18 protein-coding genes are annotated in these 24,679 nt (G+C 33.3%); 8 read left to right on the forward strand and 10 right to left on the reverse strand.

Annotated elements, in window-relative coordinates:
- Positions 1-35 precede the first annotated feature (35 nt).
- A complete protein-coding gene (locus NH26_RS10925; protein WP_052431978.1) occupies positions 36-2,489 on the reverse strand; it encodes a glycoside hydrolase family 31 protein in 2,454 nt (817 codons plus the stop codon).
- A gap of 185 nt (positions 2,490-2,674) precedes the next feature.
- On the opposite strand from NH26_RS10925, the gene NH26_RS10930 reads away from it, so the two are divergent.
- The 6 genes from NH26_RS10930 to NH26_RS10955 all read left to right on the forward strand — a co-directional run bounded on the left by NH26_RS10930 (position 2,675) and on the right by NH26_RS10955 (position 10,711).
- On the forward strand, positions 2,675-3,610 hold the full coding sequence (locus NH26_RS10930; protein WP_044222913.1) for an NAD(P)-dependent oxidoreductase: 936 nt from the start codon (positions 2,675-2,677) through the stop codon (positions 3,608-3,610).
- Positions 3,607-4,407, forward strand: coding sequence for a class I SAM-dependent methyltransferase (locus NH26_RS10935; protein WP_044222914.1), 801 nt, complete (start codon positions 3,607-3,609; stop codon positions 4,405-4,407). Before NH26_RS10930 ends, NH26_RS10935 begins: the two co-directional genes overlap by 4 nt.
- A gap of 131 nt (positions 4,408-4,538) precedes the next feature.
- Positions 4,539-4,922: a hypothetical protein gene (locus NH26_RS10940; RefSeq protein ID WP_044222917.1), complete on the forward strand. Its 384-nt coding sequence runs from the start codon at positions 4,539-4,541 to the stop codon at positions 4,920-4,922.
- A 258-nt stretch (positions 4,923-5,180) separates the two neighbouring features.
- Positions 5,181-6,449 carry a TolC family protein gene (locus tag NH26_RS10945; RefSeq protein WP_044222920.1) on the forward strand — a complete coding sequence of 423 codons (1,269 nt, stop codon included), beginning with the start codon at positions 5,181-5,183 and terminating at the stop codon, positions 6,447-6,449.
- Positions 6,450-6,479: 30 nt separating this feature from the next.
- A complete protein-coding gene (locus NH26_RS10950) occupies positions 6,480-7,595 on the forward strand; it encodes an efflux RND transporter periplasmic adaptor subunit (RefSeq protein ID WP_044222924.1) in 1,116 nt (371 codons plus the stop codon).
- An 11-nt stretch (positions 7,596-7,606) separates the two neighbouring features.
- Complete coding sequence (locus NH26_RS10955) at positions 7,607-10,711, forward strand: efflux RND transporter permease subunit (RefSeq protein ID WP_044222925.1); 3,105 nt, start codon at positions 7,607-7,609, stop codon at positions 10,709-10,711.
- 66 nt (positions 10,712-10,777) lie between these two features.
- Here the strand turns inward: NH26_RS10955 and NH26_RS10960 are convergent, their stop codons facing one another.
- On the reverse strand, positions 10,778-12,739 hold the full coding sequence (locus tag NH26_RS10960) for a PAS domain-containing sensor histidine kinase (protein WP_052431979.1): 1,962 nt from the start codon (positions 12,737-12,739) through the stop codon (positions 10,778-10,780).
- Between the two features lie 113 nt (positions 12,740-12,852).
- Positions 12,853-13,434, reverse strand: coding sequence for a helix-turn-helix domain-containing protein (locus NH26_RS10965; protein ID WP_044222927.1), 582 nt, complete (start codon positions 13,432-13,434; stop codon positions 12,853-12,855).
- 146 nt (positions 13,435-13,580) lie between these two features.
- Between NH26_RS10965 and NH26_RS10970 the strand changes: the two genes are divergently transcribed.
- A complete protein-coding gene (locus NH26_RS10970) occupies positions 13,581-14,861 on the forward strand; it encodes a peptidase U32 family protein (protein ID WP_242427320.1) in 1,281 nt (426 codons plus the stop codon).
- 16 nt (positions 14,862-14,877) lie between these two features.
- A complete protein-coding gene (locus tag NH26_RS10975; protein ID WP_044222929.1) occupies positions 14,878-15,111 on the forward strand; it encodes a ferredoxin in 234 nt (77 codons plus the stop codon).
- Positions 15,112-15,205: 94 nt separating this feature from the next.
- Here the strand turns inward: NH26_RS10975 and NH26_RS10980 are convergent, their stop codons facing one another.
- The 7 genes from NH26_RS10980 to NH26_RS11010 all read right to left on the reverse strand — a co-directional run bounded on the left by NH26_RS10980 (position 15,206) and on the right by NH26_RS11010 (position 24,567).
- The gene (locus NH26_RS10980) at positions 15,206-15,604 is read right to left on the reverse strand and encodes a hypothetical protein (RefSeq protein WP_044222931.1); all 399 of its coding nucleotides are present in this window, start codon (positions 15,602-15,604) and stop codon (positions 15,206-15,208) included.
- A gap of 125 nt (positions 15,605-15,729) precedes the next feature.
- The gene (locus NH26_RS10985) at positions 15,730-16,947 is read right to left on the reverse strand and encodes a DcaP family trimeric outer membrane transporter (RefSeq protein WP_044222934.1); all 1,218 of its coding nucleotides are present in this window, start codon (positions 16,945-16,947) and stop codon (positions 15,730-15,732) included.
- A gap of 328 nt (positions 16,948-17,275) precedes the next feature.
- Complete coding sequence (locus NH26_RS10990; protein WP_044222936.1) at positions 17,276-17,644, reverse strand: hypothetical protein; 369 nt, start codon at positions 17,642-17,644, stop codon at positions 17,276-17,278.
- 39 nt (positions 17,645-17,683) lie between these two features.
- Entirely contained in the window at positions 17,684-19,003 is a 1,320-nt protein-coding gene (locus NH26_RS10995) for a serine hydrolase domain-containing protein (RefSeq protein ID WP_052431980.1), read from the reverse strand.
- Between the two features lie 234 nt (positions 19,004-19,237).
- Positions 19,238-20,206, reverse strand: a complete 969-nt coding sequence (locus NH26_RS11000) for a helix-turn-helix domain-containing protein (protein ID WP_044222938.1) — start codon at positions 20,204-20,206, stop codon at positions 19,238-19,240.
- Between the two features lie 275 nt (positions 20,207-20,481).
- Complete coding sequence (locus NH26_RS11005) at positions 20,482-21,276, reverse strand: acyl-CoA desaturase (protein ID WP_044222940.1); 795 nt, start codon at positions 21,274-21,276, stop codon at positions 20,482-20,484.
- Between the two features lie 198 nt (positions 21,277-21,474).
- Positions 21,475-24,567, reverse strand: a complete 3,093-nt coding sequence (locus NH26_RS11010; RefSeq protein ID WP_044222942.1) for a glycosyltransferase family 117 protein — start codon at positions 24,565-24,567, stop codon at positions 21,475-21,477.
- Between the last annotated feature and the right edge of the window lie 112 nt (positions 24,568-24,679).

A 24,679-nucleotide genomic window follows, 5' to 3' on the forward strand; every position in this document is an offset into this window, starting at 1 on the left:
TTTTTAAAAGAGTCCCTACTCTTTTTTTCTAAAATTTACTCTTTAGGCTTACCATCTCTTATCAAGATACGCTTTTGTTCACCAGACCACTTCATTTTAATTTTTAAAATCTTAGTCGAAGCATCATAACCCATATCGCATTCTTCTGCAGGCATTTTTTTCTTATCAATTCCTACACTTTTAGGATATGTAGGAACATTATGTATTTCTAATGTGATATTTCTGTTGGATGGTGCTCTATCATAATCTCCTGATTTAGACAATGTGATATCTATCCCTTTTTTGGAGTAATTACATAAAACATCAATTAATTGATAATTCTTCTTTTCTATATTACCGAAAGTTTTCCCATCATCAGCATACATTGTGATACTATGATTGTCTACATCTGCATCTCGCCAAATTTGAAAAGTCAAATCTTTACTATCATACTGCTCCGTACTTTGTAATGCTTTTGTTGATAATGGAATAATACTTCCTGCCTTCACAAAAACGGGTAATTCATCTAAAGGTGCATCAATGGTAATTTTCTGTCCTCCATCATATTTTTTACCACTCCACAAGTGGTACCATCCTTCTCCTTCAGGTAAGTAAAGACTTCTTTCTCTAGCTCCTTTTTGTGTTATTGGTGCAACGAGATAATCATCTCCCCACATATAGGTTTCAGATTCATTTATCAGTTCTTTATTCCCTTCTTCTTCCATAAATAATGGACGTAAAAGAGGCATGCCTGTGGTGCTATTTTTATAAGCCAAAGTGTAATTATAAGGCAACATTTTATATCGGTACTCAATATATTTTTTGACAATATCAAATGCTTTTCCTTTATAATGAATCACTTCAGATGGAATTTGTTCTTGAGCATGTGGACGGTAAACAGGTTGAAATACTCCATATTGAAGCCATCTGATATATAATTCCGTAACATCTTCCTGAGTATAATCCCAATTGACAAATCCACCCAAATCAGAGTGCATATAAGGAACACCACTCAATCCCATCGTCATACTAATCTGAGGTTGAGGAGTCAATCCGCCGAATGTTCTATTCACATCTCCTGACCAAGGAATTAAACCATACCTTTGAGAACCAACATATCCTGAACGCATCAAAATAAATGGTCTCTCATTAGGAAAATCTTTACGATAACCATCATATATTAATTTTGCCCATTGATGCCCGTAAATATTATGTACCTCATCTGCAGTGCCATTTACATGATGTAATTCCGTAGGATGTACTTCAGGCTCACCAAGGTCTCCCCACCATCCAGCGACACCCTGATTATTCAATCCTTTATATATGCCCCAAAACCAATCTTGTGCTTCGGGCTTAAATACATCTACAAGCCCTGTTTCTCCAAAGAAAAATTCATATACATAAGGCTTTCCTAAATGATCTGTACCTAATACTTTATTGTCTTTTGCTTCGTCCCATTTCTTCGAAGTAGTTGTTATAAAAGGCTCTGTAATTAGAATTGTTTTTACCTCTTGATCTTTTAAAGTAGCAATCATTTTCTCTGGTTCCGGGAAATTAGGTTTATACCAATCCAATGTTCCCATATCACCTTTCACTTCTGGGCCAAACCAATATAAATCAAGAATAATCGCATCTACAGGTACTTCTTTTTCTCTAAATTGATGAATGGTTGAAAGTACTTCCTCTTGAGAATGATAGCCAAATCGAGAAGAAAAATTACCAAACATCCATAAAGGAGGTAACGGTTGTTTCCCTGTTAAGTCGGTAAAGTGATTCAACATTTCTGGATAATCTTTTCCCGCAACAATTACATATGCAGATCGACCTCCAATAGTTTCAAAAGACAGCTCATTTTCTTTTGTTTTTCCTACATCAATAAAGCCAATAGGAGCATTATCGTAGAGTAAGGCATATTTTTTTGATGAGATCATTAAAGGCATCCCAAAATTCATTTGAGGAGCAAATTCCTCATTCGAATAAGCTGCCCTATTATAAAGTGGTAAGCGATACCCTTTTCTATCTAAAGGCAAAGCTCTTTCTCCTCCTCCATATAAAGCTTCTCCATCTTGGATTTCAAACTTAAACCCTTTTAAAGTATCAGCATCAAAATAGCCTTCTGACTCTCTTAATAGAAGTTCTTTCTCTAAAAAATAAGAAATATGAAAAGGTGACTTTGTGATTTCTGCTTGAATACCATCTTCTAATGAAAAATAGATCACATTATCCTTTTCTTTCACTTCAGGCATCAATTTACTTGGTGCTAAAACTACTGCTTCCGATAATGGAAGAGTTTTTACTCCTTTCGGATAAAACTGAGTTTCTAATATTTTAGGCTGAAACGGTCTAAGCATTACTTCCCCATCACTTACATTAATGACTAAATTTTGGCCATCTAAATGATGCCCTTGATACTTTCTTTGGGCATTTGCAGGAGTAGAAAAGCATAAAATTAAAAAACAAAATAAGCTAAAATAAGCTGGAAATAGATTTGTATATTTTATTCTAAACATTCATCAAGTACTTCTAGTGGAAATTATTCTCTATGAAATTTAATCAAAAAAAAGATAGATCTTGAGGTTGATAATATTTTTCCTTCAAAATAAATTCTACAATCAATAAAATCAGTATCATTTCAAAAGAAAATTTAGTAAATAGGCAATCCAAATTATCCTCATAACAATATTATTATTCAGCTATGACCAAAATTTTAATTATCGATAAATTACATGACGCTATCTTTAAGATGTTTGATGAAGTAGGTATAGAATATTCTTATCAACCAGAAATATCTCCTGCTGAAGTCCCAAACGTAATTCCTTCATACGATGGATTAATCTTAAGAAGTAAGATGAAAGTGGGGATTGATCTACTAGATTTAGCACCAAAATTAAAATTTATCGCAAGAGCTGGTGCAGGTGTTGACGAGATCGATGCCTCTTACCTAAAACGTAGAAATATCACTTTACTCAATGCTCCTGAAGGAAATATGGATGCTGTAGGTGAACATACTATTGCGATGTTACTATGTTTAATGAATTACCTACATATTGGTAATTATGAGGTAAGAAAAAAATTATGGCAAAGAGAGGAAAATCGTGGGCACGAACTCTCTACGAGAACCGTGGGTATCATTGGATACGGAAACATGGGGCAAGCTTTTGCTAAACGCCTCATTGGTTTTGGATGTAAAGTTTTAGCTTACGACAATGGTAAATCTAATTATGGTGACGAATATGCTCAAGAAGCTTCTTTAGAAGAAATTCAAGCACAAGCAGATGTGTTAAGCTTTCATATTCCTTTAAATGATCATAATAAACACCTAGTTTCTCAAGACTACCTTGGTGGATTTAAAAAGCCAATTTATTTACTAAATTTAGCTAGAGGAGAAGTGATTCCTTTCTCTACTATAGAATGGGGATTGGACAACAATAAAATTATCGCTGCCGGTTTAGACGTATTAGAAAATGAAAAACTACATACGTTAACGGAAGAACAAAATCGAATATTTCAAAAAATAGTCAATGACGATAGAGTCATTTTCACCCCTCATGTAGGTGGATGGTCTTTTGAGTCGTATGAAAAAATTAGTACCGTTTTAGGAAGAAAAATAATCAACCTACTTCAATTATGAACAACTATCAAAAAGAATTCAACGCCAATAAGGAACAATGGAACGCTAGAGTCGACAGTCACGTAGCTTCTAAAATGTATGATGTTCCTGGTTTTATCAAGGGAGATACTTCTTTAAAAAAGATTGAACTTACAGAACTTCAAAAATTAGAAGGTAAGAAAATATTGCACTTACAATGTCACTTTGGATTGGATTCTCTGTCATTGGCCAGAAAAGGTGCAGAAGTAACTGCTCTAGATATCTCTGATAAAGCTATTGATAAGGCTAAAGAATTGAACGATCAACTTGGATTGGATGCTGAGTTTATTTGTGCCAATCTCTACGATATCGATCAACACCTTACTCCAGAAGCACAATTTGATATGGTGTTTGTATCCTATGGTGCTATATGTTGGCTTCCTGATCTTAAAAAGTGGGCATCGCTTATTGCTTCTTACCTTAAACCTGGTGGAGAGTTTTACATGGTGGAAATGCACCCTTATATCTACACTTTAAACTGGGATACTTTTGTACCTGAATATCACTATTATAACAAAGGAGTTTATAAAGAAGAAGTGAGTTCAAGCTATGCCGGGGATACCCCAATGAACCTAACAGAATATTTTTGGGTACATTCAGTCGATGAAATATTAAACGCTCTATTTGATAATGGTTTAAGCTTAACCAAATTTAAAGAACACGATTATCAGACCTACAACTGTTTTGATAATATGATTGAAAGAGCAAAGGATGAGTTCATTTTCAAAGATGTCAAAGTAGATATTCCATATATCCTTGAAGTAAAATTCAAAAAATAGGTTAAAAGCCATCTAAGAATGCGATATTATGAAAAATGATATCGCATTTTTTGGCTAATACCTGTTAATTTTACGGACGAAAACTTTTTTACTGCGTTATTGTAGTTGAATTAGTAGTTCAAGTTCTAACAATGAGAAAATTCTTATCACATAAAATTACCATTCAGGTCTTCATTTCGATGATGGCATTTCATTTACTTAACGTAAGTGTAAATGTTAATGACGATTTGTTGCCTAATGATATGGATAATGAAATTGAAAGTATTTTCGAATTAGTATCCGTGTATGCTTTCGATTCTGATGGTAATTACCCTGATAGCCCGTTAGAAGATGAACACCAAACTGTAGTAGGCACAATCAATATTACTTGGTTTATGTCACCTACTTACCTTATCCCATCTAACCCGTTGGATTTGGACGAACTTCCAATTGATCAATCTTTACCGATCGCTCGTCCATTATTTTACTCTAATCCAACATTCTCAATTGATACCCCTCCACCAAAATTAAGCTAAGTGTAGGTAACATGTAATTCTATTTCAAGTCTTTGATACTACTTAGTATTATCAATAGATACTTTGTTTTACAGCCTTTTCCTACATTCCTCCTTTTGTTTGGATGATAATATTTGATCGACTTTTATGATCATAATATTGTAAGCCATAGTGCTTCACATCCACAATAATTCATCATTTATTGTTTATATCTACATCAAAAGACACTTTGATATAATCTTTTATATCTCTTCTTTCGATGTACATTTCCTAGTAACAATGCAAAAGGTACTATTAGGGCTTATCATTTTGTGCTTACAATTCACAACAGCATACGCTCAAGAAAAACAAAACCAATTGTCCTTGACAATCTCTCAAGGTGAAGAAATATTTTTAGAAAATAACTTAACATTAATAGCGGATCGTCATAATATAGATATCGCTAAAGCGGAAATCATACAAGCTAAAGCATGGCCTAACCCAGAAGTAGCTTTTGAGTTAGCGATGTACGACAACCAAGATAATATTTGGTTTAGAACTGATTCAGAAGCACAAAGGGTTTTCGAAATCTCTCAATTAATTGAAATGGGAGGCAAACGAAAAAAACGTACTGAGATTGCTAAAAAAGAAGCAGAAATAGCTGAATATGAATTTTATACCACACTTAGAGATCTTCGTACAGACTTAAGAGCTTTGATGGTTGAATTACATTATTTACAAGAAAAATCTAAGAGCTATAAAAATGTAATTGAGCCTCTAGAGAAGCTTATTACGGTATACAAAGAGCAATCTGAAAAAGGTAACATTGCTAAAGCTGAAGTAGTCCGTTTAAAGGCATTATTATTAGATGCTAAAAAAGGGTGGTTAGACATTGAACAAGAAGCAACTGATGTTTCTTCACAATTAAAAGTACTACTTAACCTCCAACCTCAAGTCGCACTAAACATCACTTTACCTACTCTAAATTATGGAGAACAATTAGCAGATCCTGAATTATGGGTAAATGAAGCTCAAGAACATAGATTGGATTATCGAATTGAACAACTGAGACTGCAACAAGTAGGTGAATCTTTAGCTTTAGAAAAAGCTGAAAATATTCCAGATATAGAATTAGGAACAATGTACGATCGTAGAGGTGCACACCAAAGTGATTATTGGGCTCTTCAAATTGCATTTGATCTTCCTGTTTGGAATAGAAATAAAGGGGGAATTCAGGCGGCCAAAATAGCTCAAGAACAACAACAAATTAAGGTAACTCAGGTAGAAAATCAATTACAAATTGATGTTTACAATGCCGCTCAAAAGTTGAATCAAATTACTAGAATGTATGAGAGTCTTGATCCTGAGTTATCCGAAGAAATGAAAGCTGTCATGGAATCTGTCACTAAAAGTTATCAAAGACACGAAATTAGTTTAATAGAGTTCATCGATTTCTTCGAAAGTTACAAAGAGAATTTAAGTCAATTATTCGATACAGAATATGCTTTATTTTCTGCCTTAGAGCTTATCAATTACACTGTTGGAAAAGACATCTATCCTATTCAATAATCAACTCACTTATTCTTAAGATATAATACCATGAAAAATATATATAAATTCTTCCTACCACTTTTTAGTATTTTCTTCATTATCGGATTGGTTTTAAAATACGATATTCTAAAAGCAAAAAATCCATCAAAAAAAGTAGAAACTACCTCTGTTTATTTAACAGAGAGTATGAAGAAAATGATTAAGACCGTCAAGATCAAATCTGACTTTATGCAACATATCACGCAACTTACAGGTAATGTAGAAGCGGTTCCTAATCAAGAAATTTCAGTCCCTGCCATCGTAACAGGTAGAGTAACTAACGTGCTAGTCGACTTAGGAGATCAGGTTAAAAAAGGACAAGTATTAGCTAAGATTTACTCTTCGGACATGGCTGAAATCCAACAAGAATTAATTGAGGCCAAAGCCAATGTAGACAGAGAAACAAAAGAACATGAGGTGGCTCAATCTCTTTTTGATGCCGGTTTAAGTTCAACCTTAGAAATCCAACAAGCAAAAAGTGAGTTGGAAGCAGCAAATGCACAGCTAAAAAAAGTAAATCAAAAAATAAAATTGATGGGAAGTACCAATGGTGCTACTCATATTGTGAGAGCGCCTATTTCTGGTACAATTACAGAAAAGACCATTTCTCCAAACATGATTATTAAAGAGGACTATGATGAATCTTTATTTACGGTAGTCAATCTTAGTAACGTTTGGGTGAAAATGAATGTATTTGAATCTGATATACAATACATCGAATTAGGTGCTGACATTGAAGCATCTGCGTTGGCTTATCCTAACCGTACTTTTAATGGTAAAGTAGAAAAAATATCTAGGTTTATTGATCCAGAAACTAAAGTAATGCACGCTAGAGTGGCCATTTCTAATAAAGATGGACTTTTAATGCCTAATATGGCTATGAACATTAGCGTAATTCAAAAAACAAACGAGGAAGTATTTGCCATCAATGATAATGCTGTAGTTTTTTATAACAATAAAGACTTTATTGTCAAAAAGAATGAAGACAGCTACAGTATTCAACAAATACAGGTGATGGGTAAAAATCAATATGGCGAAACTCTTATTAAAGGTGATTTAGTACACGATGAAGAGGTCGTTACAGAGAAAGCTTTATTGTTATTTAATGACTTAATCAAACTTTAATACCTCCCATCATGAAGAAATTTATTGAGAATATTATCAGCTTTTCGCTACGAAATCGATTCTTCGTCTTTTTCATGACATTGATTATGATTGTAGCAGGTGTAATCAGTTATAAAAACACACCTATTGAAGCATTTCCGGATGTGACTAACCCACGAGTAAGAATTATCTCACAATGGGAAGGTAGAAGTGCAGAGGAAATGGAAAAATTTGTGACTTTACCCATAGAGGTAGAAGTAAACTCCACTCCGGGTAAAACCGAAGTTCGTTCTATCTCTTTGTTTGGACTATCTGTAGTTACCATCGCTTTTGATGATGGTGTTGACGAATTTAAAGCAAGGCAACTTGTGGCAAATCGTATCATGAACGTTGACTTACCAGAGGGAGTAGATTCAGAAATGGAACCTTCCTCTGGCCCTACGGGTGAGGTGTATAGATACACGCTATCTTCTGATCATCAATCGGTAAGGGAGTTAAAAACGCTTCAAGATTGGACGATCGAAAGAAAGCTTAGAGCGGTTCCTGGCGTTGCCGATGTGGTAAGTTTTGGTGGTGAAGTAAAAATTTATGAAGTATCTGCAGACCCGCATTTAATGTCACAATATGGCATCACTTCTCTAGAGTTATACGAAGCTTTAGAAAAGAGTAATGTAAATGTTGGTGGAGATGTTATAGAGAAAAGAAATCAGGCATATGTGGTAAGAGGTATCGGTTTACTGAATAATAAAGAGGAAATCGAAAATGTGATTATTGAGAGAAATAACAATACCACAATTCTAGTTAAAAATGTAGCCAAAGTAATAGAAACACATGCTCCCAAATTAGGTATAGTTGGTTTAAATAATAAATCAGATATTGTTGAGGGTATAGTGGTAATTCGTCGTGGAGAAAATCCAAGTGAAGTCATTGAAAGGTTAAAAGATAAAATTGAGGAACTGAATGATAGAGTACTTCCTGAAGGTACTAGCATAGATCCTTTCTATGATCGTTCTGAATTAATTGAATTTACTACCAATACAGTGACAAAAAACTTAGCCGAAGGAATTTTCTTTGTCGTCATTTTTGTATTGCTTTTCATGGCCGATTGGAGAACTACTTTCATTGTCTCCATCATTATCCCACTTTCATTGTTATTTGCTTTGATATGTATGCGTATGAAGGGAATGTCTGCCAACTTACTTTCTTTAGGTGCGATAGATTTTGGTATTATCATCGATGGTGCTGTGGTAATGGTAGAAGGGTTATTTGTTGTTCTGGATAGAAAGGCAAAATCTTTAGGTATGGACCGCTTTAATAAACTTTCTAAGTTAGGTTTAATTAAAGAAACTGGTAGTAAATTAGGGGCCAACCTGTTCTCATCTCAGTTAATCACAATCCTTGCATTAGTTCCCATCTTCGCTTTCCAAAAAGTAGAGGGGAAAATGTTTTCACCTTTGGCATTTACATTTGGTTTTGCGCTTTTAGGTGCACTCATCATGTCTTTAACTTTGGTACCTGTTTTAGTAAGTGTTTTACTAAAGAAAAATGTTAAAGAGAAAGAGAATTTCTTTACCAGATTTGTTCAAAAGGTATTTTATGGAGCATTTTCATGGGCTTATGCTCGTAAAAAAATCACTTTAATGATCTCCGGAGCCGTATTGTCGGTGGGCTTATTTATGGGAAGTCAATTAGGTACAGAGTTTTTGCCTCAATTAAACGAAGGTGCTATTTATATTAGAGCCTTTATGCCTATCAGCGTAAGCTTAAATGAATCTCATGATATGACAAAAAAATTGAGAAATGAGATCAAAAAAATACCTGAAGTAAGAGGTGTACTGTCACAAACAGGACGACCAAATGATGGTACCGATCCTACCGGATTCTTTAATATTGAGTTTCATGTTGATCTCTACCCTCAGGAAGAATGGGAAAGAGGATTTAGTAAGGAACAAATTATTGAAGAACTAGAAAATAAATTAAGTGATTATCAAGGTGTTTCTTTTAACTTCTCTCAACCTATCATGGATAATGTAGAAGAAGCTGTAACAGGCGTAAAAGGAGCCTTGGCATTAAAAATTTATGGTAAAGATCTTTATCAGTTGGAAGAGTTAGCAGAACAAGCTACTGAGGCCATGGGAGATATTGATGGTATTGCCGATCTAAACATCATCAAGTTAATTGGTCAGCCGGAGTTATATATTGACCTTAATCAAGTAAAAATGGCTCAATATGGAGTAGCAACTGCTGATGCCCAATCTGTTATTGAAATGGCTATTGGAGGTAAAGCTGCTACCCAACTTTATGAGGAAGAGCGTCGATTTGATATCAGAATAAGATATCCTGAAAATTATAGAAATGATACACAAGCCATCGGAAAAATAAAAGTTCCTACTTTAGATGGAAGTAGTGTTCAATTAAAAGAGATAGCTGATATATCGACTAAAACAGGGCCTGCTTTTGTCTACAGAAGCGATGGAGAACGTTTTGTTGCGATTACTTTTTCTGTTAGAGGAAGAGACCTTGGTAGTACTGTAGCTGAAGCCCAAGAAAAAGTAAATGCTGCCTTATCATTAGACAAAGGAATGTATTTGTCTTGGGATGGTGAATTTAAAAATATGGAACGTGCTCAACAGCGTTTAATGGAAGTGGTTCCGATTGTTATGGTGCTAATTTTCTTAGTACTACTAACCACTTTCAACAATATAAAAGATGCGAGTTTGGTTATGATTAATGTACCCTTTGCCTTAGTAGGTGGTATTTTAGGACTTTCCTTCTTCACTATTAATTTCGGAATATCTGCAGGAGTTGGTTTTATTGCTTTGTTTGGTATCTGTGTTCAGAATGGTGTATTACTTGTCTCTAAATTTAAAAGTAATATCAGTGAAGGAATGGAATTAGATGACGCTGTAAAAAGTGGTGTAAAATCTAGAATTCGCCCTGTTTTAATGACGGCTGTAACTGATTTTGTAGGATTATTACCTGCTTCTATGTCAACAGGTATAGGTTCAGAATCGCAGAAACCATTAGCTATAGTTATAGTTTGGGGTATTTTAACGGCTACAATTTTAACGCTTGTCGTTTTCCCTGTGATATTCAGTATTTTCTACCGAAAAAAAAATCAACTGATAACAATTTGACAGTAAAATGTCCTATTGAATTTTAAATTTATACCCAAATTTTTATAAAAGTAAAAAGTCAGGAATTTAATTTTTCCTGACTTTTTTTATTAATCCACTTTTTTGTTCACCAAACCAATTAGGAAATATACTCCATAAATTAGGGATGATTATTTTAAATGTACTCCCTTCATTAATTACAGACTCAACAGATATTTCTCCTCCTAATTTTTTTACAGCTTCTTGTACGATGTATAAGCCTAATCCAGAACCATAATTAATATCGGTAGCTCTATAGAACATATCAAAAACTTTATCTATATATTCTTTTTTTATACCAATACCATTATCCCTGACGATTAAGATAAAATCAGCAGGTTCAACTACTGCTTTTATTTCTATCATAGGCTTGTAGGACTTACAAGTGAACTTAAATGCATTGGAAATAATATTATTTATAATGACTTGTAATCTTGCTTGATCGCAATACAAAGGATTATTTTCTTCGACTTCAATATCAACAGACACTCTCTCAAACTCATTAATAAACTTATATTGATCAAGTGTACTTTGTAAGAGCTCTTTAATGTTTACTTCGCTTGGTTTAAGCTCCATTCTATTGTTTCTAGAATAGTTTAGAATATCATGAATAAAGTTATCTAACTTAGTTAAACTTCTGTGTTGAAGTTTTAAATATTCTTTGACCTCTTCAAAAGTAGAGTCCAAACTTAATTCTATTAAACCTAATGCAGAAGTAATAGGTGCTCTCAAATCATGAGAAACTCTGTATACAAAATTATCAAGTTCTTTATTTGCTTTACTTAGCGCCTCATTCTTTTTAATTAGCTTTTCCTCGTCTTCTTTTCTATGAGTGATATTTTTTATAATACATAAATAGCCGATTGGATCATCAAAGGCATCTACTAAGAATGTTGTTCTCAGTTCCACCCATATTTTTTGATCGTCTTTATCCAATATTTGTAATTCAAACAAATTATCTTTTTTCATCAAATCATTTACTGAAATAGAATCTGAACTCAATCCTTTTTTGTCTTTAAAAATCAGATCAAACGTGCTATTCAATAAATAATTTTTAGGATATCCTGTTAAGTTAATCACCGCCTGATTAACGTAAGATATGTTACCTTCTAAATTCACAACAAGTACACTATCTTGTACACCACTTAGAATATTAGATTGGAAGAATAATTTCTCATGATTAGAATGTTGTAAAGTAATGTCTCTACCGATGCTATAAATAAATCCATTTTCTTTATTTCTAGAAATATCCCATTCAATATATCGATACTCCCCCCATTTTGTGCGGTATCTATTGATGTATGATTTTACAATTTTACCTTCATAAACATCTTGAAAAATCTTTAAGGATTCATTTACATCATCTACATGTAACCAATTCACAAAAGAATAAGATTTTAATTCTACAGTAGAATACCCTAAAATTCTTTCCCAACTTTTATTTAAGAACATATATTCCCACGACCCTGGATCAACTATAGCACATAAACTAATGGCATCTCTAAAAAAGGGTTTAAAAGTAACTTCATCTTCATCTATATAACCTTTCTTTATAGTACCTGGATTGTTATAGAGTCTTGTTGTGATTTTTTTCGGATTAATTAATGACTCTGCCATTAATTTTATTTGTTGAGATGCATTGACATCTAACTCAATTCCGTTTTTAGGTATTAGTATAGATATGACACAGAATACTTCATTGGTTTGTGTATTTGCAACTGGTATACTGATTTGTCCTAATTGATTATTGGTAATATTTTTAGTTTTGTAAGCTCGGTGTATTAAAGAATCAAAATCAGGAACAGTTACATTCTTTTTTGAAAAACGGTTAACGCAATCATTAATATTTAATTGATTATCAATTCTACAAACCATTCCATAATATGCTTGCTGATATTCCATATAAATACTCAGAAGGTCTTCCATAATTTCTTTTGTATCCAAATTATGGTTATTACTTCTGATATTCAATCGTAATAAGTTATTATAGAATTTATCTTTATTAGTCATTCAAAGGTTTGATTATTAGAAATATGATCACCAATCTTAACAATTTATAAAATACTCACCTCAAATCAAAAAGACTATTTCAGTTCCTTACATTTCATAAAACCTAATATAACTTATTTAAGTTCATCCAAACTCTTTCTTAAAGGCTTTTGATTCATCGATTTAAAATTAGAAGGAGTCAAGCCAGTTGATTGTTTAAATTTTGAAGAAAGGTATTGTGAACTGCTATACCCTAAAATATCGGCTATCTGAGCAATTGTCAATTCATCATAAGATAAAAATTCTTTCACCTTTTCAATTTTTTGATGGTTCAAATATTTTTCAATCGTTATCCCTTCAACAGAAGAAAATAGAGTAGAAATTTTAGAGTAATCCATTCCTATTTCTTTTTGTAATTCAACTGATAAATTATTTTTCCATATATCTTGATCAAGATGTTCAAATTTATGATGAATTACATTTTTCACTTTTTCAACAATTATTGATTGCTTATTGTCCAATAACTCAAAACCTAAATCTTGCAAATCTTTTATAACAATTTCCTTTTGATTTGGTTGTAGAGGGAGTTGTAAATACGCTACACCAAGTTCAACTCTATCAAGCATTACATCATTTTTTTCAAAAATATTCCATACTGCTTGGATACATCGGTTACACACCATGTTTTTGATTCTTAGGGTCAAGAGGTCGATCATTTGTGAATAATTATTGATTTAAATACTGATTACAAACACTATTACATTGATAATCACAGAATAAAGGTAAGCTATTTCACGAAAAAAATTGATTACTGATAATTTTCATCGTATTTTTGCAAACCGAATTTTAAAATAAACGAAAAGTGGAGCATAAATTTACAAAACCTGCAACAAAACGTCCAGTAGAACTAATGGCGCCTGCAGGCGGATTTGACTCAATGATGGCTGCCATCCAAGGCGGTGCTGACTCTATATATTTTGGGGTAGAACAGCTCAATATGAGAGCTCGTGCCTCTATGAACTTTACTCTTGATGATCTTGAGGAAGTAGCGCGTATCTGTACTGAAAATGGTGTAAGATCATACCTTACTTTAAACACAATTATCTATGAGCACGATTTATCTATCATGCGTAGAGTAGTTGATCGTGTAAAAGAATCAGGTATTACTGCTATCATCGCTTCTGATCAAGCTGTAATTGCTTATGCTTTTAGAGTAGGTGTTGAAGTACACATCTCAACGCAAGTAAACATTACAAACGCTGAAACTGTACGTTTCTACGCCACTTTTGCCGATGTAATGGTACTATCAAGAGAGCTTTCAATGGTTCAAATGAAAACGATTTGTGATACTATCAAAAATGAAAATATCACTGGTCCTTCAGGAGAGTTAGTAGAAGTAGAAGTATTTGCTCACGGTGCATTGTGTATGGCTGTTTCTGGTAAGTGTTACTTATCATTACATACGCAAAACTCTTCTGCCAATAGAGGTGCTTGTGTTCAAAACTGTAGAAGAAAATATAAAGTAATCGATATCGAAGACGGTCACGAATTAGAAATCGATAACGAATACATCATGTCTCCTGAAGATTTATGTACTATTGACTTCTTGGATCAATTACTTGATACAGGTGTAAAAGTATTAAAAATCGAAGGACGTGGTAAAGGCCCTGAATACGTAAAAACTGTTGCTCAATGCTACAGAGAAGCTATTGATAGCTACTTTGAAGGGACTTACACTAAAGAAAAAGGCGAACAGTGGAAAGAACGTATGACAGAAGTTTACAACCGTGGATTCTGGGGTGGTTACTACCTTGGTCAAGAAATGGGTAAATGGACTGATCAGCACGGATCGAAAGCCAAGACTAGAAAAGTATTCTTAGGAAATGGTCGTCGTTACTTCAAAAATATTCAGGTAGCAGAATTCCAGTTGGAAACTCAGAAAGTAAAAGTAGGTGATAAACTTTTAATTACTGGACCAACTACTGGAGTTGTTGAAACTGTTGTTGAAGAACTACATGTAAATGATGAAGGTAAAAAAGATGTAGCCGTAAAAGGCGATATTTTCAGTATCAAATTGGATACACAAATCCGTCCTTCAGATAAGTTATATAAACTAGTGGATGCAGAAACTGTAGAAGCTTAATTCGTCAAAAACGATTATGAGTAAAATTACAATTACGCATCAACGAAATAAATGCATTGGATGTAACTACTGTGTGGAGTTTGCTCCTGACAGATGGGTGATGTCTAAAAGAGATGGTAAAGCTACTTTAGTGGGTGGAGTTAATAAAAAAGGCTTCTACTCTACAAAAGTTAGCCCCATTGAACTTGATGAAAACATAAAGGCGGCAGAAGCTTGTCCTGTTAAAATCATAAAAGTCAAAGAGTTTTAATCATTACTTATTGACAATTTAAAAAGGTGAATATCTTATGGATATTCACCTTTTTTATTAACATCTTATTTTTAATCGGTATATACTTAATAAGTTACTTCCATATAAATACTTTAGGTTCTAATTGAAGAACACTTGCTTCTGTACCAAATTGTTCTTTCATATTTGAATGGATTTGACGAACAGATTCATCAAATTTTATTTCACTTATATATCTAGAATTTTGAAGGTCCAATTGCCTTAAAGTACTATTCCTTTTAGTGCTATTCATCTCTTTTTTTAGTAGATCTACAGCTTTCAGCCCTCCTCTATTATTTTTATTATTATAAGAATATAACTCCTTTGAGAATTTAGACATCTGGGTATAACTTGTTTCTAAAGTAATCTCTTTTGCTAATGTTCTTTCTTTTGATGAAGCTGAAATAACATCTTGTGCATTACTTTTGAAAGTACAAACTACAAGCAATAATGAGAATAGGAATAAGTTTTTCATTTTATGTAATTATTAGATTGAAAATTGATATGTTTTTTACTCTTATTAGTATGTTACAAATATCATGAATGGGCACTCAAATCATTTACATAATATTGTTGAGTATTTGTACATTATGATCAAAATTAAAAATCAAACTTTGTCATAAGCTGTATTCTATTTGCTACCCCAAAACTACTATTTGCAGTTCTTTGAGAACCTCGCATATATTCTATACCTGTAGAAAAATATTTAAGTGGCTGCCAAATTAGATTGACATGTGTTATACCTCCTGCTTTCAAAGCAAATGGATCTCTCGAATCAGGAATATCCATCAGCCAGCCATATGCATAAGATAAATTCGACGACCATTTTTCATTCCAATTATGGGTGTAACCTACCAAAGCCGAAAATGATTTCATAGCCACCAATTGGCCTTCTTGGTTAAGAACTGCATTGGCATTACTTCCTATAAATGCCAAAATATTTTCTCCTGAACCTATACCGTAATTCACATTCCAAGAAATTCTATTTTTTCTATCAATTTGTTGAACACCACCAAAAACAACATCTAATTGTGGTGTAGAAGCACTCACTCCCTCAGGACCACCTGTCCAATTTAATTGAGCTGCACTTGCTCCAAAAAACAGTTTTGTATCTTTTTTATTGTAAGCAAACTTTAGAGAAATTAAAGGAAGTTGTGCTTGAGCTACTCCATTTAATTCATTGGGATTTTCGATACCCATGTTTTCTAAATACTCTATACTAGCACCGAACATCCAATGCTTATTAATATTTTTTTCATACCTAATTTGATTAGAACGTCCTCCAAATAAAGCGTCGCCAGCGGCAAAATCTATAATAAAAGGTAGTGTTTCTAAAAACGTAAGGTTTGTCCAAGTTTGTCCAAAAGTGAAATTACCTACTTTAACATAAGCATGTCTCATTCTAAATTGAGTACCTGTGGCAGAGAAAAAGTCTCCTTCTACAAACATTTGTACAGGGGTATTATTCACTTTACTTCTAACATCTAAATTAATTCGAGTTTCTTTAGAGAAAAAGCTCACATACCCCGTACTTCCATAATCAGCTTCCCCTTGTACAGGAATTGTGGACATTAAGAATTGGGTTTTATCTCTTGTTCCATTCATATCATAGACGAAATCATTTTTCATGTATCCCCCAATTTTCATCCTAACATTTCCTTTTCCTGTCATAGGCCAAGAACCTGGAAAAGTAGGATCTTCCATTTTGGTTTCACTATCACCATTATTTTTAGAAACCTGATCTGAAATAAAACCTTGAGCAAATAAATTCCCTGCCATCATCAAAAAAGCAAGGATGAATAGTTGAGTAGTTTTCATAAAATAGCATTTAAATATTTCTGTAATCGAGTTGTAAGGATATTAGAAGGTGAAAACAGCACACCCTTTTTAAATATCACATTACAAAACTACATAGAACACGCCTCAAACATTTGCACATTATTATTTAAGAATGGCACAAAAAGTTCATTTCTATTTTAAAGGATTTTTCAAAAATCAGATCATAAAAAAAGAGGCTTCATCCTAGTACAAATACTAGAACAAAACCTCTTGTGTGTTCCTATTTCAATTTTAAAATCACTTTTATTCTACCACTTCATACAAACCAGAATTAGCAATCTGACGTGCATATCTATGAATTAAAGCATCAGAAACATTGGCAGAGAAAAAGACAATCACCAAATCTTTTTTTAGGAGAAACATAAAACCCTCGACTTTGTAAACCTGATTTCCAGAAATCCTCATCAGGAAATACTGCATCCCACTGTCTTGCATTGGAAATTACATTATCAACTCCCAATTGATCAATGAATATTGGATCATCAAAACCTTTTGATCTTGCTCCTATTTGAATTAGATTATTAATTTCAGTGAAAACCTGCTTTTGGGTAAAAGAGAATTCCTTGATCTGAGTTCTGTAATAATCTCCTTTTGTTTCATGGATATTCGTTCCTTGTGCATAAACTTGTGCCATAACTGATCCGGCTAACAATAATGATATAATTATTTTTTTCATTTTAATTTTCAAAAGATGAATGTTATATCCTTTGCTTGATTACTCGAATAATCCTGAATCAGCAATTGTACGAACAAAACGATGTAATGAGTGATCTTGAACTGCAGTTGACATATATACAATTACAAGGTCTTTAGAAGGTGATACATAAAGTCCCTGCGTCTGCATTCCACCTTTCCACATATCACCGTCAGGCCATATCACATCCCATTGACGAGAGTTTCCTAAGAAAGTAGGTTGACCTCCTTCAAGCCAATCAGCGAATACAGGACCATCTTCTCCAGCCATCAAAAACTCATGTGATCTCATATCTTCATGAATACGGTTTAAAGTTTCGTCTGTCACAATTTGCTCATCAGAAACCTTGTCCCAGCTTGGTGTGTATAACATTCCAAATCTAGCCATATCTCTCATTCTACTACCAAGTACACCATGAGCAAGTGCTACACCATCAGGTGTTGTTTGTACTTGCATCGGTCCTTCTACTCCCATTTTTGACCATACCATTTTATCAAACAGTTGACTCCATCTTTCGCCTGTTACCGCTTCAACTAAGAAAACTAAAGCTTCAGTATGTGCAGAGGCATACACAAACTTTTTACCTGATCCTTCTCCTGGATTGGCACTTGCTAATACATCAATTAATTTTTCAACCTTACCGTTGTACTCCTGACCAAATTCAGCCATATACAGACGGTGTGCATGGGAATTAGGTTCTGGGCGAGTGGCTGCAGTGTCATCAATATCAAGACCTGAATCCATATGTAATACTTGTTTTACAGTCACATTTTCCCAAGATGAACCTTTAAATTCTTCAACATAATCGGAAATAGGACGTGTATCGTCAATTTTACCTTGGTTGATCAATAATTCTACAAGAAGTGCTGCTGTTGGTTTGGCACAAGACATCCAAGCGTGGCTATCAGATGGTCGCATTCCTGGGTAAGATTCATAAACAATGTTTCCTTTATGGATAACTAAATATCCTTGTGATCGAAATTCAGGTTCAGCTAAAAACTGATCAAGCGTCTTTTTACCAGAAGAAATAGTTTCAGCTTCAATTGCTCCAATTTCTGGCATTAATGATTCTTCCAAAGGTTTTGTTGTCTTACGTCTAGGAATAATTGCTGTTGGTAAGAATTCTGAAGTTCTCATTTGGAAATAAAGTGATTCATCTCCACCCATCAACCATGTATTAAATGGTGTCGAAATTGCGTGTTCAGCATCTTCTTTTGGAAATCCATTAACTCGTTCAACGATAGGTGTTTTTTTAATTTCCTCGAAAGGTTTTGCGTCTTGAGCTTGTGATTGTAAAAGAGTAGAACCTAATAACAATGATGATAATAATAGCTTTTTCATTTTGATTAATTTGTATTTAATTAGATTGATTATTAGCGAGTTGTATTACTCACTGTTGATGATACAAATATCATGGATCGCTACTCTAATCATTGGCACAAAACAACAACGAATTTGCATGATCTTATCAAATAGCTTTTTACTACTTTTTAGAGCGTTAGAATCTTTTGGATTATAAAAAAAGCCATTGCATTCTATAAAATGCAATGGCTTTTAATCTATATTTTTGATGATCTAGTATAAAGTACCTCTAATAGATGATGGAGCAAAACCGAATTGTTTTTTAAATGTTCTACTTAAATGACCTACATGACTATACCCCAAATCATCTGCAATTTCTGTCAAGCTTTTATCTGAATACTTTACCATTCGATACGTTTCTTCAATACGATGTTGATTAAAGTACTGTAATATGGGTAATTGATATACCGCTTTAAAATTTCTATTTAATTTAGAAATACTCATCCCTAGTTCACGGCTTAAATCATTTAAATTAGGTGGTTGTGTAAAATCAAATAATATCTGATCTTTTAAGAGTACCATACTATTAAAATCGTCTGGATGTATTTTTATATTTGAGGATGTTAATTGATCCTTTTCAAGTTTTTCTTTTAATGATGCTAAAATATCAAGAGCACGAGCGAAAAAAGATATTTTCCGTGTAATCTTATTGTCTTCAACTTTTATCATTTCATTGATATAGCCTTCTATCTCGGGATCTAAAGTATAATAATGAAAAAATGGCTCATCATTATTTAGCAGTTTGTCAAATTTAGACTCAATTCCTTGGTCAAAAAATTCAAGTACTTCTAAAGAAAAACGAATGGTGATCCATTGGCTATTTACTTGATAAGGGTATTCAATATTAAAAGGTTGATTGGTATTATAGATAAATATACCATCATGATTAAACCTCCTATAGTCTTTATTATCAGAATATGCTCCTGAATAACCAATGCGTATAATAATAAATTTTTTATTCTCCTTTAGTGCATTTTTAAAAGTTAATTCAGTATTACTATACATATTCAAGTGAGCCACTTGCATACCATTCATGTACTCAAAAGAAGTAATAAATAATTTTAAGTAATCATTATCAATATTTAAACGTACACCATCCCAGGTACCTTCAAAGTCAGAAGCAATTTTAGCGTAACCTTCATGAGGGGCAACTTCATTAGATATAATCTGATATTTTTTCACAATAACTTTAGCTAAAATGTTTTTGAAGAGTAAACTAACTATTATCCTTTTTAAAAGTAATAATTATTGAAAATAATAAAGTAGATACTTTTGTACAATGTAAAACTCTAATTAAATAGAAGGATACATAAAATTGGAAGTAATTTGTGTTATTATACTCAAGTATATGCATCTGTACTTTTACATCAGGGTTCTTCTCAAAGGAAAAAAAGAATACAAAAAAAAGTCACCTCTGATACTGAAGTGACTTTTTCTATTTCTTAAATATTGATATTCTATCCTACTAATGCTGTTTTTTCTCCCACAGTAGTAGATTTCTTTTCTTTTGTCTGCTTCAATTTAATCACACCTACTTTATCCAATACTACAATGATTAAATAAGTAGGATCAATCTCGTGCCAACGGATCCCCCCAAAATTAGCTCTTGAGCCTCTAGCGTGATGATTATTATGATAAGATTCACCCATCATTAAAAAGTCGAAAGGTAAGAAGTTAGTTGATGTATCACTTACTTCAAAATTTCTATATCCGTAGATATGAGCAAACCAGTTAATAATAGCACCGTGAACTGGAGCCATTAAAAAGTGAATAGGAAGTAATAAGAAGAACCAAGGACTCATACCTAAATTCATGTAAGCATATACATAAACAGCTACATATACTAATCCCCAACCAATTCTTGAAACCCAATTACTGGCAAACTTATCAAATGAGTGCCATTCAGGCATATTTTTAGTGAATTTAGCATCCACTTCAATTTTTCCTTTACAGATATCTGTATAGATATTTTTTGTTGACCACATCATTGAGAATAATGATGGAGAATATTTTGGTGAATGTGGATCATCTTCAGTATCTGCAAAAGCATGGTGCATTCTGTGCATAATACCGTAGCCATAAGCACTTAGATAGTTTGAACCTTGAAAAATGTAGGTTAAAACGAAGAAAATTCTCTCCCATCCTTTCGACATTGTAAACATTTGATGTGCTGCATATCTATGCAGAAAAAATGTTTGAAAAAACAACGACGAATACCAATGAATAATAAAAAAGGCGATGATTAAATACATAAGATTGTATAGTATATAAAGCAAAAGCTTTGTTGAAACTCAACCTTAAAACCTCTAAGACTTCGTTTTTGTGACAAAAAACAATAATATTTTTTACAAATATTTACTAAACACTTAATTATCAACCAAAAAAAAGCTGTACCGGTTAAAGTACAGCTTCTTAATATTCAATATTTTAAATCACTTTCTGTAACAATTTTAATTTTTCATCATTGCAGAATATGACTCTTGGAATCTAGATTGAGCCAATTTAAAGTTCTCAGCATACACTTTTCGAAGCGTTTGTAACTCCTCTAGTGATTTACCTTCAAGATCTGCACTACCAGCCTCTAGATTTTTAATTCTAGCATCTACATCTTTCACGTTAGCTTGGAAGATTTGGAAAAGTTGCTGTAAAGTAATTAACGATCTACGAGCTACTGTTTCTGTACCCATTCCAGTCTCTGCATAATAATTTACATTTTCTGCATCACGTCTTACCAATGTATTGAAAATAGTATTTGCACTTTCAATATCACCTAAACGATAGTATAAATCCATATATTTAGGAGCATAGAAACTATAAGGGATAGTATTATCAGGAACCATAGTTAAAATCCAATCTAATGTTTCTTTAGACTGTTTCAACTTTTGAGGGTTATCTTCAATTAATCCATCATAATATAACGTTTCTGCCAATCGGTAGATATTGTTTCTTGTATTTGCTCCAAACTTACGGTATTCATCATCATAATAAACACTTTCGTCTTGAAGACCTCTAAAGGCAAACTTCTTGATGTTTTCCAACATTACTTCTGTGTTGACCTCTCCAACATCTCCAGAACTTTCTTCAGTAACTACAGGAATTAATCGATACGTCATACCTTCTAAGTATAAATATCTTCTTAAATCCATATTAATAGTATTTGCAGAAGTATTGTTAAAGTAGATCGGACGTTTCCAGTTATTGGTAGAAATTAGATCAAGTAATGCCAATTCATTTTTAAAGATATGACCTTTTGAAGCTTTAAGTTCCCATACCATTTTAGGACGAACAAATTGTTCTTTTCCTTTAGGAATGATTCCTTGATTGATTACTGCTGCACTGTCTATATCTAAAATGAATCTTCTTGATAATAACTTAGAAGTTGTCATTCCACCTTGTAATCCAACTTGAACCATAGGAGAATTCTTATTCACATATTCTAAGTAAGCTTTAAGATTAATACCATTTTTTGCTCTTTCGTCTTCAACTAATGGTATATAATCGTTTTTACCTTCAATATAGTTTTCTTTTGATATAGATAAAGGTAGAGGATCAGAATCATACTGCTGTTCTTTCATCTGATCTAAGTACCAATCAGTACTAAAGTAACTTAATACAGCTACTCTAACGTCAGTTCTAAAGCCTTCTACATTTTGAACATACCACAATGGGAATGTATCGTTATCACCACCTGTAAATAAAATAGCATTAGGAGCACAACTAGCTAAAGTGTTTCTAGCTTGATCTACTGAATGCCAACGGTTAGATCTATTATGACCTTCCCATCCGTTAACTGCCATCACAGAAGGTACTAATAATGAAATAGCAACACCTGCAATTGCTCCTTTACTTGATAATTTCTCAGAAAGGAATTGAGCAATAGCAAAGGCACCAAAACCAATCCACATAGCAAAGGCATAGAATGAGGCTGCATAAATATAATCACGCTCTCTAGGTTCTACTGGAGGAGAGTTTAAGTAACCCACCAAAGCAATACCCATTGTTACAAACAATATACCTACTACGTAGAAGTTTTTCTCGTCTTTTCTAAATTGATAGATAGCACCTAAAAGCCCGAGTAATAATGGTAAGAAATAAAAATTAGCTCTTGCCTTATTTTCTTGAAGCATCTCAGGTAAATCTTGCATATCATCCCATGGAGCAAGATAATTAGCATCTTTCTCATCACTTTCTCTACCCGCAAAATTCCATAAGAAATAACGGACATACATGTGATTAATCTGATAACGGAAAAGGAAAACCATATTGTGGAAGAAAGTGGGTTTCTCCCCAGGTTTTATCCCTGCCCATTGTCTATATAAATCGGCATGATGACCTTGTCTAGAGTACAATCTAGGCAGTAACATCATGTCTTTTTTAGCAAATTCTGCTTTTGTTTTCTGATCGTAGACCTCGTAGTAATCTTTTCCATTACTTACTCCTTGGCGGAATTTATCACCTACAATCTCAGTACCTACGTGTTCTGCATCATATGTTGGTCCGTAAAGTAAAGGACGATCTCCATATTGCTCACGCTTTAAATAAGATACATAACCTAATAAATCATCAGGTGCATTTTCATTAATTGGCGTTAACTGATTAGAACGGATAATTACTAAAGTATAACTCATGTAACCTACCAAGACAAATGTTGTCCCTAAGATTAAATTATTCCAAGTAACTAAACCTTCTCTTTGAGTATAATAAATACCGAAGATTAACCCACAAACTAATAATAGTGAGAAGAATAAACCTCCGTATCCGAAAGGTAAACCTAAAGTATTTACAAAAATTCTATCCACAAAAAAGGCAAATGATGGAAGACCTGGAATCACAATAATAATGATACCTAGAATGATTGCTCCACCTGCTGCCATTGCTGCAATTGTACCTTTTAATGTAATATTATTAGGATACTTTTTGTAGTAATAGATCATCGCTACGGCTGGCAAACAAAGTAAGTTCTCTAAGTGAACTCCAATAGATAAACCAATAATGTAAGCGATCATGACTAACCATCGGTTTGATGCCGAAGGGTTCTCAATATATTCCCATTTTAGGATAGCCCAGAATACTAATGCTGTAAACATAGATGACATAGCATATACCTCTGCCTCAACTGCAGAAAACCAGAAAGAATCTGAAAATGTATACGCTAAGGCTCCAATAGCTCCTGATCCTAAAAGAATAACTTTATTCGTTAATGAATACCCATCTTCAGATGGTTTTAAAATTTTCATGCCCAACATTACTATACTCCAGAAGAGGAATAAGATAGTTAGTGCACTCATAAATGCCGATTGGAAGTTAATCCACCAAGCTACTTTAAGTACATCTCCAAATGCTAAGAAGGAGAACATTCTGTTTATTAAAAGAAAGAAAGGTGCTCCCGGAGGGTGAGGTACCATTAACTTATAGGAAACTGCTATAAATTCACCACAATCCCAAAAAGATGCGGTTTCTTCCATCGTAATGGTATAAACGGCTAAAGATATTAAAAATATCGTCCAACCAACTAAATTGTTTAATCGCTTAAATTCGTTCATTCTATTTCTGTTTGCAACTAGCGAAAATAGGTTAAATTATGGTATTGATTCAACCCCTAATCTTGATCTTGTACGTTTTCGCCCATTATGTAGGTCTAGTTATCTTTATTTA

This window comes from Flammeovirga pacifica (genome assembly GCF_000807855.2).
GTDB lineage: Bacteria > Bacteroidota > Bacteroidia > Cytophagales > Flammeovirgaceae > Flammeovirga > Flammeovirga pacifica.

Coding starts and splice junctions, on each gene's coding strand:
- NH26_RS10960 (WP_052431979.1), bottom strand. CDS start 12,739: ATGACTAATAAAGATAAATTCTATAATAACTTATTACGATTGAATATC.
- NH26_RS10925 (WP_052431978.1), bottom strand. CDS start 2,489: ATGTTTAGAATAAAATATACAAATCTATTTCCAGCTTATTTTAGCTTA.
- NH26_RS11010 (WP_044222942.1), bottom strand. CDS start 24,567: ATGAACGAATTTAAGCGATTAAACAATTTAGTTGGTTGGACGATATTT.
- NH26_RS10975 (WP_044222929.1), top strand. CDS start 14,878: ATGAGTAAAATTACAATTACGCATCAACGAAATAAATGCATTGGATGT.
- NH26_RS10935 (WP_044222914.1), top strand. CDS start 3,607: ATGAACAACTATCAAAAAGAATTCAACGCCAATAAGGAACAATGGAAC.
- NH26_RS10930 (WP_044222913.1), top strand. CDS start 2,675: ATGACCAAAATTTTAATTATCGATAAATTACATGACGCTATCTTTAAG.
- NH26_RS10950 (WP_044222924.1), top strand. CDS start 6,480: ATGAAAAATATATATAAATTCTTCCTACCACTTTTTAGTATTTTCTTC.
- NH26_RS11005 (WP_044222940.1), bottom strand. CDS start 21,276: ATGTATTTAATCATCGCCTTTTTTATTATTCATTGGTATTCGTCGTTG.
- NH26_RS10995 (WP_052431980.1), bottom strand. CDS start 19,003: ATGAAAAAGCTATTATTATCATCATTGTTATTAGGTTCTACTCTTTTA.
- NH26_RS10980 (WP_044222931.1), bottom strand. CDS start 15,604: ATGAAAAACTTATTCCTATTCTCATTATTGCTTGTAGTTTGTACTTTC.
- NH26_RS10940 (WP_044222917.1), top strand. CDS start 4,539: ATGAGAAAATTCTTATCACATAAAATTACCATTCAGGTCTTCATTTCG.
- NH26_RS10955 (WP_044222925.1), top strand. CDS start 7,607: ATGAAGAAATTTATTGAGAATATTATCAGCTTTTCGCTACGAAATCGA.
- NH26_RS10945 (WP_044222920.1), top strand. CDS start 5,181: ATGCAAAAGGTACTATTAGGGCTTATCATTTTGTGCTTACAATTCACA.
- NH26_RS10985 (WP_044222934.1), bottom strand. CDS start 16,947: ATGAAAACTACTCAACTATTCATCCTTGCTTTTTTGATGATGGCAGGG.
- NH26_RS10965 (WP_044222927.1), bottom strand. CDS start 13,434: ATGATCGACCTCTTGACCCTAAGAATCAAAAACATGGTGTGTAACCGA.
- NH26_RS10990 (WP_044222936.1), bottom strand. CDS start 17,644: ATGAAAAAAATAATTATATCATTATTGTTAGCCGGATCAGTTATGGCA.